The sequence below is a fragment of the Hyalangium gracile genome (assembly GCF_020103725.1).
GTDB lineage: Bacteria > Myxococcota > Myxococcia > Myxococcales > Myxococcaceae > Hyalangium > Hyalangium gracile.
Genome location: NZ_JAHXBG010000001.1, coordinates 814972 through 830470 on the forward strand (window position 1 = coordinate 814972; position 15499 = coordinate 830470).

Sequence of the window (15499 nt, forward strand, 5' to 3'; positions counted from 1 at the left end):
CAGCCCCCACAGCAGCACCAGCAGGGGCAGAGGCAGCAGCACTCCCACGAAGACAGTCATCCACCTGCCCCAACTCCTCGTCCGCACCTACAGCGGCCCTCCGCACTCGAGACATTCCTTCGATGTCTCCCTGCCACGCGCGCAGACCCGCGTGCGTTCCTGGTCCCCGCAGCGTTTGATGATGATGACCTGCTCCTGCGCGTCCTTGTGGACGGCCTTCGCAATGCGGCCGTCGTTGCCGAATTCAGAGGGGCAGCCGGTCGTTGCCATGACTGAAAGGACGACAACTCCCACTCGGAGCCAACGCATCTGCCCCTCCCGTGAAGGACCCTCGACGCTACCAGCGCGGATTCCGCGGCGTCCACGCCGTGGCAGGCAGGTGGCGCCCAACGCGCGGCGAGGTGATTGACGCACCCCGTCATCCCTGCCGCTGACCCGTCAGCCGTCCGTCTCCAAGGGGGGAGGTGGAAGCGGACCCAAGGGGGTGGGCGTACACGGCCCCTGGTGCGCGGGGCCGCGGGTACCTTCCAGCCGACCTCGTGGGCAAGGTACAACTGAGACCACGGAGTCGGTCGGAACCATGAGCCGCGGAGACATTCGAGCGGCAGGTTGGTGAGAGCTCCGCACGCAATGATGCAGGCCCGAGCGCCACGCTCGACGCCTCATCTCCACGCGAACAGCCTCGCAAGAGGCCAGGGGGTCTCATGGCGCGCTCTACGGCAGTCACCATCCTGATGGCCGACGATGATGTGGATGATCGCGACCTCACCCAGGATGCCATCCGCCGCAACCAGCTCAACGGCGAGCTGAAGTGGGTGGAGGATGGCGAGGAGCTGCTCGACTACCTGAACCAGCGCGGCCGCTACAGCGATCCGGGTGCCTCGCCGCGTCCGGGCCTCATCCTGCTGGACCTGAACATGCCGCGCATGGACGGCCGCGAGGCCATCAAGGAGATCAAGGCCAACCCGGAGCTGCGCCGCATCCCCATCATCGTCCTGAGCACCTCCAGCGCGGACGAGGATGTGCTGAGCAGCTACGAGCTGGGGGCCAACTGCTTCATCACCAAGCCCGGCACTTTCGAGAAGCTGGTCGAGGTCGTCAGGGTCCTCGGAGAGCACTGGCTGGAGACGGCCAGGCTCCCCCACGCGAGCGTTCAATGAAGGCGGAGCTCGCGGTGCCTTCGCTGCGCATCCTCCTCGTGGAGGATGACCAGGATGACTTCATCCTGGTGCGCGATGCGCTGCGGGAGCTGCGCGACGAGCGGCTGTCGCTCGAGTGGGTGGAGGACGCCGAGGAGGCCCTGGAGACCATGGCGTCCGGGCGCCATGACGTGTGTCTGCTGGACTACCGGCTGGGCTCGTACACGGGGCTGGAGCTGATGGAGGCGGCGCGGCGCAAGGGTGCCCGGCTCCCCATCATCCTGCTCACGGGACAGTCGGACCACCACGTCGACCGGCAGGCGCTGGAGGCGGGGGCCTCGGACTTCCTGGTGAAGTCGCAGATGACGCCGGTGCTGCTGGAGCGCTCCATCCGCTACACGGTGCAGCACGCCCGCACGCTGGAGGCGCTGCGCCGCTCCCAGGCGAGCTTCCGCGAGCTCATCGAGCGACTGCCCGATGGCGTCTGCGTGCTCGACGGCGGGCGGGTGACGTACGTCAACCCGGCGCTCGTCACGCTGCTGGGGTGCGGCTCGGCGGCGGAGCTGCTGGGCCGGGAGCTGCGAGACATCGCCGCGCGCTTCTTCCACCCGGAGGAGCGCCACGAGGTGCTGAGGGACCTGGACGCCGCCCTGGAGACGGACGGGCATGAGCCCTCCTTCCGCGAGCTGCGGCTGGTGCGCGCGACGGGCGAGTTCATCCCGGCGGAGCTGGCCCGGTTCCCGGTGGCGTTCGAGGGGCAGCCGTGCACCATGTGCATCGCGCGGGACTTGACCGAGCGCAAGCGCATGCAGGCCCAGCTGGTGCTCAACGATCGCATGGCCTCGCTGGGGATGGTGGCGGGGATGATCGCCCACGACATCAACAACCCGCTGGCGTACGTGCTGGCCAACCTCCACATCCTGGACTCGGACGTGCTGCCGCGCATCGCGATGACGGTGGGCGAGCGGGACGAGGTGCGCGCGCTGCTGGCGGACGCGCAGCTGGGCGCGGCCCGGGCGCGGGAGATCGTCCAGCAGTTCCGCATCTTCTCGCGAGGGGAGAAGGAGCTGCGGCGCGACACGCTGGAGGTGCACCAGGCGCTCGAGTCCGCGCTGCGCCTGGCCACCAATGAGATCCGCCACCGCGCGCGGCTGGTGCGCGACTATGGCGAGCCCATGCGCGTGATGGCCAACGAGGTGCAGCTCGGGCAGGTGCTGCTGAACCTGCTGGTGAACGCGGCCCAGGCCATCCCGGAGGGCGGGGTGGAGCGCAACGAGATCCGCGTCCTCACGCGGCTGCGGGGCGCGGAGGCGGTGATCGAAATCCACGACACGGGGGTAGGCATTCCCCCGGAGCGGCTGGAGCAGGTGTTCGAGCCGTTCTACACCACCAAGCCCAACGGCACGGGCACGGGGCTGGGCCTGTCCATCTGCCGCAGCCTCATCACCTCGCTGGGCGGCAGGCTGGAGCTGGAGAGCGAGGTGGGGCGGGGCAGCGTCTTCCGCATCGTCCTGCCGGCGGTGCCCCCCTCGAGCATCACCGTGCTGCCGCCGCCCGTGCGGGAGCTGTCCCAGGGCGTGTCCTCCCGGCGTGGGCGGATCCTCATCGTGGACGACGAGCCGCTGGTCAGCCAGGCCATCCGCCGGGCGCTCCAGCGAGACCACGAGGTGATGGCGCTCACGAGCGCGCGCGAGGCCCATGCGCGGCTGACGGGCGGCGAGCACTTCGATCTCATCCTGTGCGACATCATGATGCCGGAGATGAGCGGCATCGAGCTGCACGAGGCGCTGGCGCGCAACTCGCCCGCGCTGGCGGCGCGGATGGTGTTCCTGACGGGGGGGGCCTTCACGCCCAGGGCCCGCGAGTTCCTGAGCAATACCAAGAACCCGTGTGTGGAGAAGCCCTTCCTGCCGAGGGACCTCCAGGAGCTGGTGCGCTCCCTGCTGGCCGAGGGCACCGCGCCGCCGGCCTGAGAAGTGTCCGGTGGCCCGAGGTAGGGGGCGCGGCGACGCCTGGGAGTGAACGCTCCTGACGGGGCGTGAATAAATTCCGGGCACGCGCGTCCAGGCTGCTGGTAGGTCCGTGGCGCGGGATGGGCGGGTCGAGGGGTCCTCAGGGATGGAGGATGGACCGACGGCTCTTCACCTCCTGAAGGCAGGCCTCTGATGCGGATGCGACGGTGGCTGGCGCTTGCGCTCGCGGGTACACTCGCGGGCTGCTACGTGGACCCCTATGGGGACGACTTCGATCCGGGCTTTCCGGACGGGCCCTCGCTCCCCGATGACCCTGGCGACACGGAGGGGGCGGACTTCGCGCTCGAGTCGCTGACGAGCCCCTCCGCGCTGGGCCTGTCGTCGCAGGCATCGCTCCGGGCGCGGGTGTGCAACTGGGGAGATGCCTCCGGCCGGGTCGAGGTCTCCTTCTTCCTCTCGAAGGATGTCAGCCTGGATGCGCGAGACACGCGGCTGGCGACCAGCGCGCGGATCAGCCTGACGGCGGGAGACTGCCGGGAGGCCAGCGCTCCGGTGCGGACGGTGGACCTGCCCGAGGGGACGTACTTCCTGATGGCGCTCGCGGACCCGGACAACCTCATCCGCGAGCCGGCCGAGTCCGACAACTTCCGGCTGGGGAACTCCGTGCGCGTGGACTTCACCGCGCCGCCCGCGCCGGTGCTCTCCTGGGCGCCCAGCACGGGCCCCACGCAGCTGCCGCGGCTGCGGGTCGGCTCCGAGCCGAACGTCACCGTCCGCGTCTATCGCGGCGGCATCTGTGAAGGCACGGCCGTGACGGCCTCCAGCACGGGCCCGCGCATGGACTCCGAGCTGCCGGTGGACGTCGTCGGCAACCCCGCGACCAGCTACTCGGCTCGGACGTTCGACGAGGCGGGGAACGGCTCGGCGTGCAGCAGCATCGCCGCGCCGGAGGGATTCGAGATCGACACCCAGCCGCCCACCCGGCCGCTGATCACCGAGACGCGCTGGGAGTACGGGACGACGCAGCAGACGCTGCGGGTGAAGGGCACCACGGAGGCCGGGGCCGAGGTGGGAGTCTTCGTCGACGCGATGTGCGTGGGCACTCCGGCCGCCACGGTGCTCGCGAGCACGGCGGGGAGCTTCAGCGCGGAGCTCTCGTTCCCGACGGCCACCGCGGTGCCGAGCCGCAAGGTGTTCGTGGCGGCGCGGGATGCGGCGCGCAACGAGTCCGAGTGCGTCGAGGCGCTCGCGTTCGCGACGTGCGCGCCGGGCCTGGCCGACTGCGACGGGAACCTGGCCAATGGCTGCGAGGTGAACCTCACGGAGGATGAGAGCCACTGTGGCACCTGCGGGACGAGCTGCCAGCCGCAGGGTGAGACGCTGGGAGTCTGCGTGGCGGGGACGTGCGGCACGGCGTGCGCGGTGGGACGCTTCGACTGCGACGGGAACGCGACCAACGGTTGCGAGTCCACCCAGGCGTGCAGCCCGGCCGTGTGCACCATCAGCCGCCAGGCGGAGCTGGCCATCACGGCGCTCTCGGTGGTGGAGGATCCGGTGCGGACGGCGCCGGGCGGGGCGTGGAGCTTCGGAACGCTGATGAGGGCGATGGCCGGGGGGCAGGACCCCTCCGCGCTGGTGCGCCAGTGGCTGAGGACGTGGGCCTCGCCGCAGACGATCAACGGCATCACGCTGCCGGCGCGGCCGCAGATGCTGTCGATGGTGCTCGGGCCGTGGGAGTCGCGCAGCGGCGGGGCGAGCCGGCCGCTGGACTTCAGCAAGGCGCCGTTCCGGCTGCTGGCCATCATGAACCGCATGGACTTGCGCAACCCGGGCGTGCAGGCGGGAGAGGGGCGGTTCATCTTCGGCGTGCTGGATCCGGCGGGCAACCCGCTCGAGTTCACGGTCATCCTGGAGTACGCGCTGCCGGGAGGCAGCCCGGAGGCCATCCAGCGCTGGGCGCGGGACTGGCATGAGCTGGGCCAGCTGGGAGTGAGCCACCCGAGCTACAACGCGAAGCTGCAGGCGCTGACGGACCGCTTCGCGAAGGCGGGAGTGGTGGCGGGCCGGCCGTTCGGCAACGCGCTCAACCAGATCCGCACCAACGAGGTGGCGCTGGCCGAGCCGTGGGAGATGCGGGAGTTCAACCTGACGGAGACGGGGCTGCGGCCCGCGACGGTGAAGCTGACGCCGGAGCTCACGTTCGAGAACTCGAACATGCTGAGCGACTACATCCGGGCGAACCAGGCGGCCATCCTGGCCGAGCGGCACATGGTGCCAGAGCGCATCGGGAACGTGTCCTTCCTGGGAGCGTCGGCGCTGGTGCCGGAGGGAATCTTCTGGCGGGCGCCGGGCGTGAGCACCGAGGCGCGGCACAAGTTCTCGCTCAACACCTGCAGCGGGTGTCACGCGGGGGAGACGGCGACGGACTTCACGCACGTGTCTCCGCGAGCGGCGGGGCGGCAGGCGGCGCTGTCGGCGTACCTGCGGGGCGGGATGGTGAGGGACCCGTGGTCGCTGACGTGGCGGAGCTTCGATGACCTGGGCCGGCGGGCCACGGACATGTCGGCGCTGGTGTGCGGGACGAGCTCGCAGCAGGGGCTGACGGGAGTGGAGACGTTCGGAGGCTTCCCGGCGCCGAGCAACCTGCCTCGGGCCCGCGTGCACTGACGCGGGGCGCTCAGCGGACCTGCTTGCACAGGGAGACGCCCAGGTCCACGCGGTGGACGCAGCGCTCCTCGGGGTGGCAGGTGTCGGGGCCCTGGGGATCGCACGTGCGCAGGCAGCGGCTGGCGACACAGACCCGGTTCGAGGGGCAGGAAGGCAGCCCCTCACCGCAGGGAGCGATGCACTCCTGACGAAGGGCAACGCCAGCGTCCGCGAAGCGCAGGTTGGTGAAGGTACAGTGAGAGCCGTCGGGGCACGAGTCGCCAGAGCAGTCGCTGCCGCGGAGCTGCACGCAGACGGAGATGCCCCCGGACTCACGAGCACACTGAAGACCTTCGGGACACCCTCTCGACTCACAGGTGGGAACGCACGAGGGGCCATTGAGCCCCTGCTGACAGAAGAAGCCCTCCGGGCAGTCCGAGGCTTCCTGGAGTCGGCAGGGACGACCACACCAGCCTCGGTTGCAGAGCAATCCAGGGACACAGCGGTCCTGGGCGAAGGTCAGAAATGGCGCACAGGGGGCTCCCTCGACACTCTCGCCGTCCCCTGGTTCGCACCTGCGTATGGGCAGGCTGTCACCCATCGTCCGGAAGGTGCGACAAAGCTCTCCAGGTTCGCACTGCGAGTCGGTCTCACACTCGGTGTTCAGGCAGACCCCTCTTCCGGTATCGCCTTGCTCGTAGCATCCAAGCGGAGGTTCGCACTCCCGAGGACTCAGACAAGGACTCCCATACGAAGACAGAGCGCGCGCCTGGTTCGCAGGGAGCAGGGGGAGAGCTTTCGGCGCTGGAGGGGACTTGGAACGCAGGGCGGAACCAATGATCAGGACCCATGGCAGCAGCAGGAGTCCGATCAAGAGCGTGCGCACTAGCGGCTTGTAGCTTTGGGATCCTCGCACGTCACGCGACATGGAAAGACTCGGCCCCTTCGCGCCCGGCCGGGAATTCTCGTGCATGTCCCGCGCTACCGCCTGCCGGAGCACTGTAGCGCAGCCTGTGCCGAGGAGGAGCATCAAGCTCCAGGCTCCTGCGCTCATCTCCCTTCGCATCGCCTGACGTCTCATGGGAGACGGGTTCTACCGGCTAGACCTGGGTCTTGACGACGTCCTTGAGCCCGCTGGTGGCCTTCTCGACGACCTTGCTCGTCAGGTCCAGCTCCAGCGTGTACTTGTACATGGAGGCCTGCAGCGACAGCAGCTCGCCGTTCGAGAAGCTCTTTCCCGAGACTCCCGCCGCGATCAGCTTGTCCAGCCGCAGCTGTCCCTGCTCCAGCTCGCCCACCACGTGGGACACCATGCTCAACGTGGGCTTCTCCGTCTTCCCGACGCTCTCCACCTGGCGCACCGACTCCGGACCCTGAACGGAGCCGGTCTTGCTCACCGCGTCAGCGCTCCCCGCCGCCTGCGCCTTGTCCGCCAGCACCGCGTCGAACTTCGACTCGCCCTGCTTGCCCACCTTCGCCGCGTCCTGATCCGCCAGCTTCTGCTGCACCAGCTGCGCGGAGGAGATTCCCGTCATTGGACCCGTCATGGCTCTGGCTCCCGTGAAGTGTTTGCGGATCGCCAGTATCCCTTCAGACGCTGACACCCTCGGGCGCTACACTGGCGACATGCTGCCAGCCCTCGCGCTGCTGACCTGCTCCCTCCTCGCCCAGGCTCCCGCCGCCACCACTTCCCCGGTGGAGGTGAAGCTGCCGTTCGTCACCACCCTCCACGTCGAGAACGACATCCTCGCCAAGAGCGATCGCTTCTACTCGAACGGCATCCGCCTGGCTCACTATGGGGAGTACGATCGGTGCCGGCAGCTCGCGCAGGCGCTGCGTCTCCCCGACGGCATCCAGCACCGCTACCTCTGCGGTGGCTCGCTGGCGCAGAACATGTACACGCCCAGCCACATCGTCCCCTACACCGATGAGGACGTCTTCCCGGATCCGAATGATCGCCCCTACGGTGGATGGCTCCATGCCGGGTTCCTCTTCCAGCACCTCGATGCCGCCCTGGAGCCCAGGGACTCCTCTCGCATCACGCTCCAGGCTACCGTGGGCGTCACCGGTCCGGCCTCGGGCGCGGGGCCGACCCAGCGGGCGTGGCACTCCGCCCTGAACAACATCTTCGGCCGCACCGTGGCCCGGCTCCCCATCGGATGGGAGAAGCAGCTCCCCACCGAGCCCGCCTTTCACCTCTCCGCCCTGCGCGAGAAGACCCTGCTGTGGAGCCCTTATCTGGACGCTTCCTGGTCCGCTGGCGCCATGCTGGGCACCGTCTTCGTCAACGCAAGCGTGGGCGCCACCGTGCGCGTGGGTGTACTCGCCCGGCCGTTCGGGCTCGCGCCCATCATGCCTTCCGTCGTCCAGGCCCTGGACGCCACGCGCGCTCCCCAGGAGGAGCGCGTCTGGGAGGCCTACTTCTTCGCTCGCGGCCAGGGGCGGCTCGTGGCGCGCAACCTGTTCCTGGATGGCACGCTCTTCCGCTCGAGCGTCAGCGTCCGGAAGACGCCCTTCGTTGGAGACTCCGAGTTTGGCGGGGCCTTTCGCACCGGCGGGTTCCAGCTCGACCTGAGCATGGTCTTCCGCTCACAGGAGATGGCCGAGCCTCCCGACCCCCGCCTCTCCGGCCACCGCTTCACGCAGCTCCAGCTCTCATTCCTCCACTGACGGCGTCTCGCCTCAGAGGTGCGTGAGCTGGAGGGTGAGTGATGCCTCTTGTGGGCGGTGGCTCCACGTGAGGAAGGACTCGCGGAACTCCTCCATCGTCTTCATGAGGGCGCTGCCTGGCTTCGGGGAGAGCGCCTCGCTCCCCGTGGCGCCTCTCGCGGAGAGGCCGATGAAGAACGGGCCCTCGGGCCGTGCGTTCGGCAGGGGCCTCGCGAAGAGCCGACGGTCTCCTTCCAGCCGGTACACCAGCGCCGTGAGGTGTCCGAGCACCCAGCCTCCCGCCATCTCTCGCGCCTCGGGCGAGGGCGCCTCCACGGACACCACCAGCCGAGTGGGCGCCTCGGTCGCGAAGTCCGTGGGCTCGAACAGCGCCTCCCAGGCCGCCGTCGTTCCCTCGGCTCTTGCATGGAGGATGCGCTCTCGCGCTCGCGTGAACTCCTCTCGGAGCACCTGGAGCGTCGAGCGCGACACGTTGCGCGCCGTGTTGCGCGGTGGCAGCGCCGGGGCCACCACCGGCATCAGGTCTCTCTTCCCCTGCGGGCTGTAGCGCGCCGTCTCGGGCGTCACCGTCACCGGCTGCGGCCACCGCCAGGCGGCGAAGGTCTCGAAGAAGTACGACAGCAGGCGCTCGTCCGTGCTCGCCGCGTCCCGGGGCGCTCGCATGCTCGTCCAGGCCGCCATCACCGCCCAGGACAGCCCGCCCAGGTATCCCAGCGCGTGCGAGTACACCCCGCGCGCCTTGGCCCATGCTCGCACCGCTCGCAGCACGACGCGGAAGCGCTCGGAGCCAGCGCCCTCCCGCTCCACGGCCTCGAGCAGCGCGTTCGTGTCCGCCCAACCGTTGAGTGAGCGGAAGCCGGCGATGTCCAGCTGCTCTCCGTGCCGCTCCAGCAGCTCCGCCGGCGGACAGGGCTCCACTCCCTCGGGGCAGCTCGCGTACGACACGTCGAAGTGCACGCCGTCGAGCGACAGCTTCACCATGGGAATCGCCGCGTCCGCCACGAAGCGTCCGCTCGCCGTGCCGCCCTGCTCGGACAGTGCCTGGAGGAGCGTCCGCGCGAAGTCCTCTCGCGACAGGTGGCAGGGGCCCACGGCCACCGCGTCCACGTCGCTGCTCGCGCTGCCCGTGCCGAGCAGATACGAGCCATACGGGTGCAGTCCCAGCCCGAGTCGCTCGCAGAGCGCCTCGAGCCGGGCCACCGCCTGGGTGCGCTTCTGGCGTGCCTCGTTCGACGCCCACTCGCCGCGCGCCACCAGCACCTCTCGCAGCATCCCCGTCTTCTCCGGGGCGGAGCGCGCTGCCTTGGGCGGACCCGGCTGCCGCGCTGGGGGCTTCTCGGAGGCTCCGGGCCCTCGAGGCTCACGGTTCCCTCCCGGGCCCGGCTTGCGGCCTCCGCCGAGCGGCACGCGCCGTCGCACCTCGAACGGATCGTCTCCCCGCCGGCTGATGAGGCACACCTCGTGCGCCTCGAAGGTGAGGGGCTTCCAGTCCCGCTCCCACTCGGAGAGCGTGCGGCGGATCTCCGCCGGGCTCGAGCGCTTGAGCTGGCCCACGCTCAGGTGCGGCGTGAACCCGTTCTCCGACTTGCGGCCCTGCTCGTCGCACTGGGGCAGCACCGCCTGCAGTGCCGCCTGTAATGCCGTGAGCGCTCCGTGCGGCCTGTCTTCCGGACGCAGCCACGCCGTCACGCTGCCTCGGTGCTCGAAGTGGCTGAAGCCCGAGAGCGTCACCTGGAAGGGCTCGATGCCGCGCAGCGCCTCCGCGATGAGCGCCTCCGCCTCGGCGAAGTGCTCCTCCGGTACGAACGGATAGAGCAGCGTCACGTGCGGCATCCAGCGCTCGTACGTCCGGTCATGCCGCGAGCGCAGGGTCTCGATGGGGCCCCACAACTCCTCGGGAGGAATCAGCACCACCGCCGCCTGGTGCACCGGCGGCACCGAGAGCACCCGCGGCGGGCCCTGGACGGGCTTCCGCGTCGGCACCGCTCGAGAGGCGGCATCTCGCAGCAGCGTGCAGCTCAGCCCGAAGTGGTCCGACACGAAGAGCGGATCCCCTCCAGGAGACGGGCGCCCGGAGATCGGCTCCTCACCGAAGAGGTCCACCTTCCTCGGAGTGAGCCGACCCGAGGGCGAGCGCACCAGCACGTGATCGAAGCGCTGGCTGTGGCCCAGGGACGTCGTCAGCGCCGCCATCGCGTTGCGCGATGGGTCGTACGTGTACCCGGCCTCGCCCGGCCGCAGCGTCGTCCAGGCATCCACGAAGCCCGCCTCGGCCAGCGTCTGGACCTCGGGCGCGTCGTCCCCGAAGTTGAAGTCCCCCGCGACCACCAGATCCGAGCCCTCCGGCCCGCTGGCCTCGAGCGACTGCGCCCAGTGCACCAGCGTCCGCAGCTGCGCGGCCCGCGCCGAGCCGCTCGATGGGTCTCGGTTGCTCGTGAGGTGCAGCGTGGCCACCCATAGCGAGCCGCCTTGCAGCGCGATCTGTCCCGCGAGGATGCGCTTGTCGCGGCTGAAGACGCTCTGGCTCATCGAGACGAAGGGGAAGCGGGACAGGAGCACCTGGCCGTACGGCGTGACGGTGGTGGCCGCAGGGCCCTCCGAGAGGAAGAAGTGCTCGCGCACCCACGGCGTGGCCAGCAGCTCGCGGAGGAACGGCTCCGTCACCTCCTGCAGCGCGATGATGTCGGCGTCCACCGAGCGCAGCAGCGAGATGGCCGCCACGGTGCGCCGCCGCGTGTCGAGCAGCTCCGGCTCGTACAAATCAAAGAGGACGTTGAGGGAGGCGAGGCTCAGCTCCGCTGGAGCGGGGAGCGTCTCGGGACTGGAGGTGGGGCTCGGCGCTTCGACCCAGGCCAGGGCCCGCGAGTCGTAGCGATAGGAGGGCAGCGGGGTGAAGGGGTGCTTCTCGTGGTACTGCGGTTGCCGCTGCGCGGGTGACGGCGGCGCCGAGGCCGGCTGCGGTGGCTCGGGAGCTTCCGGCTCCGGTGCCGGAGGAACGAGCGTGGCCAGCAGATCGATGCGTTTGCGCCGGTCCCACACCACGTCGGCTCCTCGGCGGAAGTACCAGACGCGGTGCCACGGAATCTCTCCGTCGGGGACGAAGGCCTCGAAGGGCATCTCCTCCATCTCCTCGGTGTGCGCGTCGTAGCCGACGACGAACTCGCGCGCGTCGAGCCGAGGATCCCAGCGGATGCGGTGGTAGACCTCGCGGCTCGTCGTGAAGCGATCGTGAGACATGACGGCGATCCTCGCGACAGGGGAGCACTCGGAGGGCCCTGGGCTTCGGGGCCAGCGCATGCCGAGCGTACGCAGGAAGGAGCCCCGCGCGGCCGCTCATGACGCCCCCCTGGTGAAGAGGCTGACACGTTGCTCCGGGCTGGCGGGGCTCGCGCGGTGCGCGTCGCGAGGCCTGCGTCCACCTCTCACCTTCGTCGCCACGACAGTTCAGGCGCTACATCGCCAGCGGAGAACTCCGAGCGGGTTGCGCATTTTAAGGGAGGTTTCTGTGGAGAAAGGAGTGTTCCGTTTTTTCTTGGATAACGAGAAAACGAGTCGCCTCCAAGATTCCGCGCGCTGTGGTCGGCAGCGGACGTTGGGAATGCCCGACCGAGGAGACGCGACATGCATGCAGCACGCGGCATCCGTGGAATCACGAGCCTCGCACGCGGGAGGCTGATGGCAGCGCTGCTGGCGCTCGCCGTGGGTGGAGGTTGCAGCAAGACGAGCTCCGAGGACGGGGCGCGAGCCCGCGCCGCGGGAAACCTCGCGGACGAGTCCTGCGAGGTGGTTCCGCCCTTCACGCCGAACTTCGAGCCCGAGCTGCAGTGGGCGTGGACCGGCAGCTCCATCCTGCCCGAGTTCAATCAGGTGATGATGACGCCGGCGGTGGCCGACGTGAACCAGGACGGCATCCCCGACATCATCTTCAGCTCCTTCAAGGACGCTCCGGGAGATGAGGTGGACTGGAAGGAGGGCGTGCTGCGCGCCATCAGCGGCGACGATGGGCACGACCTGTGGGCCGTCATCGATCCGGCCTATCGCATCAAGGGCGCCGCGAGCATCGCGGTGGGAGATATCGACAACGACGGGAAGGTGGAGATCTGCGGCATCCCGTACAACGGGCGCGGCGTCATCTGTTACGAGAACGATGGCACCTTCAAGTTCCGCACGGCCGAGGACGCGTTCGACTACAACGAGTGGGGCGGCCCCTCGCTGGCGGACCTGGACGGCGACGGGACGGTGGAGATCCTCGACGGCAACCGCGTGTACAGCAACACGGGGGCGCTGAAGTGGGTGGGCTCGGACGGGATGGGCGGAGCGCAGTACACGGGCCCCGTGTCCTTCGGAGCCGACATCGACGGGGACGGCAAGCAGGAGCTGGTCAACGGCCGCTCGGTGTACCGCGCCGATGGCAGCCTCAAGTGCGCCAACACCAACATCCCCCACGGCCTGGCCGCGGTGGGCAACTTCGACGGCGACACCAAGGGTGAGATCGTCGTGGCCGGCCACGGCAAGGTGAGCCTGCTCGATGATGACTGCGGCCTGCTGTGGACCAAGGACATCCCCGGCGGCTGCGTGAATGGCTGCGGCGGCGGCCCCTCGCTGGCCGACGTCGACCATGACGGCCTGCCGGAGATCGCCATCGTCGGCGACAACGCCCTCAGCGTCCTGGAGAGCGACGGCACCCTGAAGTGGACGAGCACCGTCCAGGACTGGAGCTCCGGCAAGTCCACCGCCTCCGCGTTCGACTTCGAGGACGACGGCAACATGGAGTTCGTCTACGTGGACGAGGTGTCGCTGCGCATCTACAACGGCGCCACCGGCGCGGTGCGCTTCCAGACGCGGCACAGCACGGGCACCACCCACGAGAACCCCGTCATCGCCGACGTGGACGGAGACCTGGCCGCCGACATCGTCGTGGCCGCCAATGACCTGGCGTACCCGCCGTACCACGGCATCCGCGTGTACCACGATCGGCTCGAGGGCTGGGCGCGCACCCGAGGCATCTGGAACCAGCACGCCTACTCCATCACCAACGTGAACAACGATGGCACCATCCCCGCCCAGCCGGTGAAGCACTGGCAGCGGCCTCGGCTCAACACCTTCCGCTCCAACGTGGCCAACCACTTCGGCGATGGTGACAGCCCCTATGCCGCCGCGGACCTCACCGTCTCGTCGGCCAGCGGCGCGTGCGACGGCTCCACGCTCAACCTCAGCGCCACCATCACCAACCAGGGCGCCACCCCCGTGGCCGGCGGCCTCAAGGTGTCCTTCTATCGGGGTAACCCCGCCTCCGGTGGCTCGCTGCTGGGCGTGACGACCGTTCCTGCCCCCATCGCTCCGGGCACCAGCACCACCGTCTCCCTGTCGGTGGGCGCGCAGCCTCCCGCCGGTGCCAACCAGGTCTTCATCGTCGCGGATGATGACGGCACCGGCGGTGGTCAGAACACCGAGTGCAACGAGGGCAACAACAGCGCCGCGGGCACCGTGGACTTCACGTGCGGCGCGCCGCCGGCCAACCAGCCGCCGGTGGCCATCTGCCGCAACGTCACCGTCAACGCGGACGCCTCGTGCCAGGGCTCCGGCACCGTCAACAACGGCAGCTACGATCCGGATCAGCAGCCCGGCCCGTTCACCGTCTCCGAGGCTCCGGCCGGTCCGTTCGGCCTGGGCGGCCACCCCGTCACCGTGACGGCGAATGATGGCGCCGCCTCGGCCCAGTGCGTGGGCACCGTCACCGTGGTGGATGCCACGCCTCCCGCCCTGGCCTGCCCCGCCTCGCAGGCGATCGATGTCTGCTCCACCGAGGGCGCCGCCGCCACGTTCCAGGCCTCGGCCACCGACAACTGCGGCCCGGCTCCCGTCCAGTGCTCGCACGCCTCGGGCGCCAACTTCCCGGTGGGCACCACGTCCGTGTCCTGCACCGCCACGGATGGCGCGGGCAACACCTCCATGTGCACCTTCAACGTGACGGTTCGCAAGGAGACCACCCCGCCGACCATCAGCTGCCCGGAGGCTGTCTCGGTGGATGCGTGCGCCGAGGGTGGCCCCACGGCCACCTTCAACGTCACGGCCACCGACAGCTGCGGCGCGGCCACGGTGAGCTGCTCGCACGCCTCGGGCTCCCAGTTCCCGGTGGGCACGACGAACGTCACCTGCACGGCGACCGATGGGGCCGGCAACACGGCCTCGTGCGGCTTCCCCGTCACGGTGGGCGATGAGGGCTCCTCGGGCGCGCCCGTGCCGGGTCCGGACCTGGGTGGCGAGCTGTGGCCTCCCAACCACAAGTACGTGAACATCGCGCTCTCCGAGTGCGCCGGCCCGGCCCACAACGCCTGCGGCGTCTCGCTGCCGGTGGAGCAGTACGGCACCATCTATGCCGTGGCCTCGGACGAGGTGGAGGATGCCAACGGCAACGGCGACGGCCGCACCTGCGATGACATCGTCATCTCCGCGGACGGCAAGTCCGTGAAGGTGCGCGCCGAGCGCGAGGGCACCGGTGACGGTCGCGTCTACACCGTCTACTACTCTGTCAGCAGCTCGTCGGACAGCAGCGCCCAGAGCACGTGCCACGTGTACGTGCCGCACGACCAGTCCAACAACCACCCCGTGGTGGACAGCGGCGTGAAGTACTGCGTCGGCACCGGGTGCCCGCCCAACTCTGGCGGTAGCCCGAGCTGCAACTGAGCCGCGCCGAGGCGGGGGAGGCTCCACGGTGGCCTCCCCTGCCGGGCCGAGCTCAGTCATTCCGAAGAAGTGCGAGCCCCTGCCAGGGAGGCGCCCTGGTCGCGAACCGGTACCGAACTGGTATGACAAGCAGACCAGTTCGGACCGGCTTCGCCCGGCACGGGGGCACCGGACACGGGTGCGGACCCGCGTCAGCCTCGCCACCACGGCTGGAGGACGCAGGGTCACCGTCCTGCGGGCCTGACCGGCGGGGCCCTTCGTTCGTTTGGCCCGCCCGGCCCCGACTGCACTAGCATCGGCTCCATTCATGGACGCCGACACGCTGCCAGTCGGAGCCCGGCTCCGCCTGGGGTCCACCCGCTTTCGCTCCGGCCTGGGCGCCCT

The 15499-nt window shown here is 69.7% G+C and carries 8 protein-coding genes; 5 read left to right on the top strand and 3 right to left on the bottom strand.

The genetic code is table 11. The features are described 5' to 3' along the window. The first annotated feature begins 704 nt into the window (after positions 1-704). The 3 genes from KY572_RS03380 (at position 705) to KY572_RS03390 (ending at position 5779) form a co-directional block, all read left to right on the top strand. A complete protein-coding gene (locus KY572_RS03380; protein ID WP_224240678.1) occupies positions 705-1160 on the top strand; it encodes a response regulator in 456 nt (151 codons plus the stop codon). Next, on the top strand, positions 1157-3112 hold the full coding sequence (locus KY572_RS03385; RefSeq protein WP_224240679.1) for a hybrid sensor histidine kinase/response regulator: 1956 nt from the start codon (positions 1157-1159) through the stop codon (positions 3110-3112). The genes KY572_RS03380 and KY572_RS03385 overlap by 4 nt, the downstream gene beginning before the upstream one ends. Positions 3113-3304: 192 nt before the next feature. Continuing rightward, on the top strand, positions 3305-5779 hold the full coding sequence (locus KY572_RS03390) for a CARDB domain-containing protein (RefSeq protein ID WP_224240680.1): 2475 nt from the start codon (positions 3305-3307) through the stop codon (positions 5777-5779). 10 nt (positions 5780-5789) lie between these two features. Here KY572_RS03390 and KY572_RS03395 read toward each other — a convergent pair whose 3' ends face one another. Beyond that, positions 5790-6068, bottom strand: coding sequence for a hypothetical protein (locus KY572_RS03395; protein WP_224240681.1), 279 nt, complete (start codon positions 6066-6068; stop codon positions 5790-5792). Between the two features lie 790 nt (positions 6069-6858). Continuing rightward, positions 6859-7305: an ATP-dependent helicase HrpB gene (locus KY572_RS03400; protein WP_224240682.1), complete on the bottom strand. Its 447-nt coding sequence runs from the start codon at positions 7303-7305 to the stop codon at positions 6859-6861. Positions 7306-7384: 79 nt separating this feature from the next. On the opposite strand from KY572_RS03400, the gene KY572_RS03405 reads away from it, so the two are divergent. After that, entirely contained in the window at positions 7385-8428 is a 1044-nt protein-coding gene (locus tag KY572_RS03405; protein WP_224240683.1) for a lipid A deacylase LpxR family protein, read from the top strand. 12 nt (positions 8429-8440) lie between these two features. On the opposite strand, the gene KY572_RS03410 is transcribed toward KY572_RS03405, so the two are convergent. Continuing rightward, the gene (locus KY572_RS03410) at positions 8441-11665 is read right to left on the bottom strand and encodes a poly(A) polymerase (protein WP_224240684.1); all 3225 of its coding nucleotides are present in this window, start codon (positions 11663-11665) and stop codon (positions 8441-8443) included. A gap of 384 nt (positions 11666-12049) precedes the next feature. On the opposite strand from KY572_RS03410, the gene KY572_RS03415 reads away from it, so the two are divergent. Beyond that, positions 12050-15115, top strand: coding sequence for an FG-GAP-like repeat-containing protein (locus KY572_RS03415; RefSeq protein ID WP_224240685.1), 3066 nt, complete (start codon positions 12050-12052; stop codon positions 15113-15115). Positions 15116-15499: the final 384 nt, after the last annotated feature.

Coding starts and splice junctions, on each gene's coding strand:
- KY572_RS03400 (WP_224240682.1), bottom strand. CDS start 7,305: ATGACGGGTCCAATGACGGGAATCTCCTCCGCGCAGCTGGTGCAGCAG.
- KY572_RS03415 (WP_224240685.1), top strand. CDS start 12,050: ATGCATGCAGCACGCGGCATCCGTGGAATCACGAGCCTCGCACGCGGG.
- KY572_RS03410 (WP_224240684.1), bottom strand. CDS start 11,665: ATGTCTCACGATCGCTTCACGACGAGCCGCGAGGTCTACCACCGCATC.
- KY572_RS03385 (WP_224240679.1), top strand. CDS start 1,157: ATGAAGGCGGAGCTCGCGGTGCCTTCGCTGCGCATCCTCCTCGTGGAG.
- KY572_RS03390 (WP_224240680.1), top strand. CDS start 3,305: ATGCGGATGCGACGGTGGCTGGCGCTTGCGCTCGCGGGTACACTCGCG.
- KY572_RS03380 (WP_224240678.1), top strand. CDS start 705: ATGGCGCGCTCTACGGCAGTCACCATCCTGATGGCCGACGATGATGTG.
- KY572_RS03405 (WP_224240683.1), top strand. CDS start 7,385: ATGCTGCCAGCCCTCGCGCTGCTGACCTGCTCCCTCCTCGCCCAGGCT.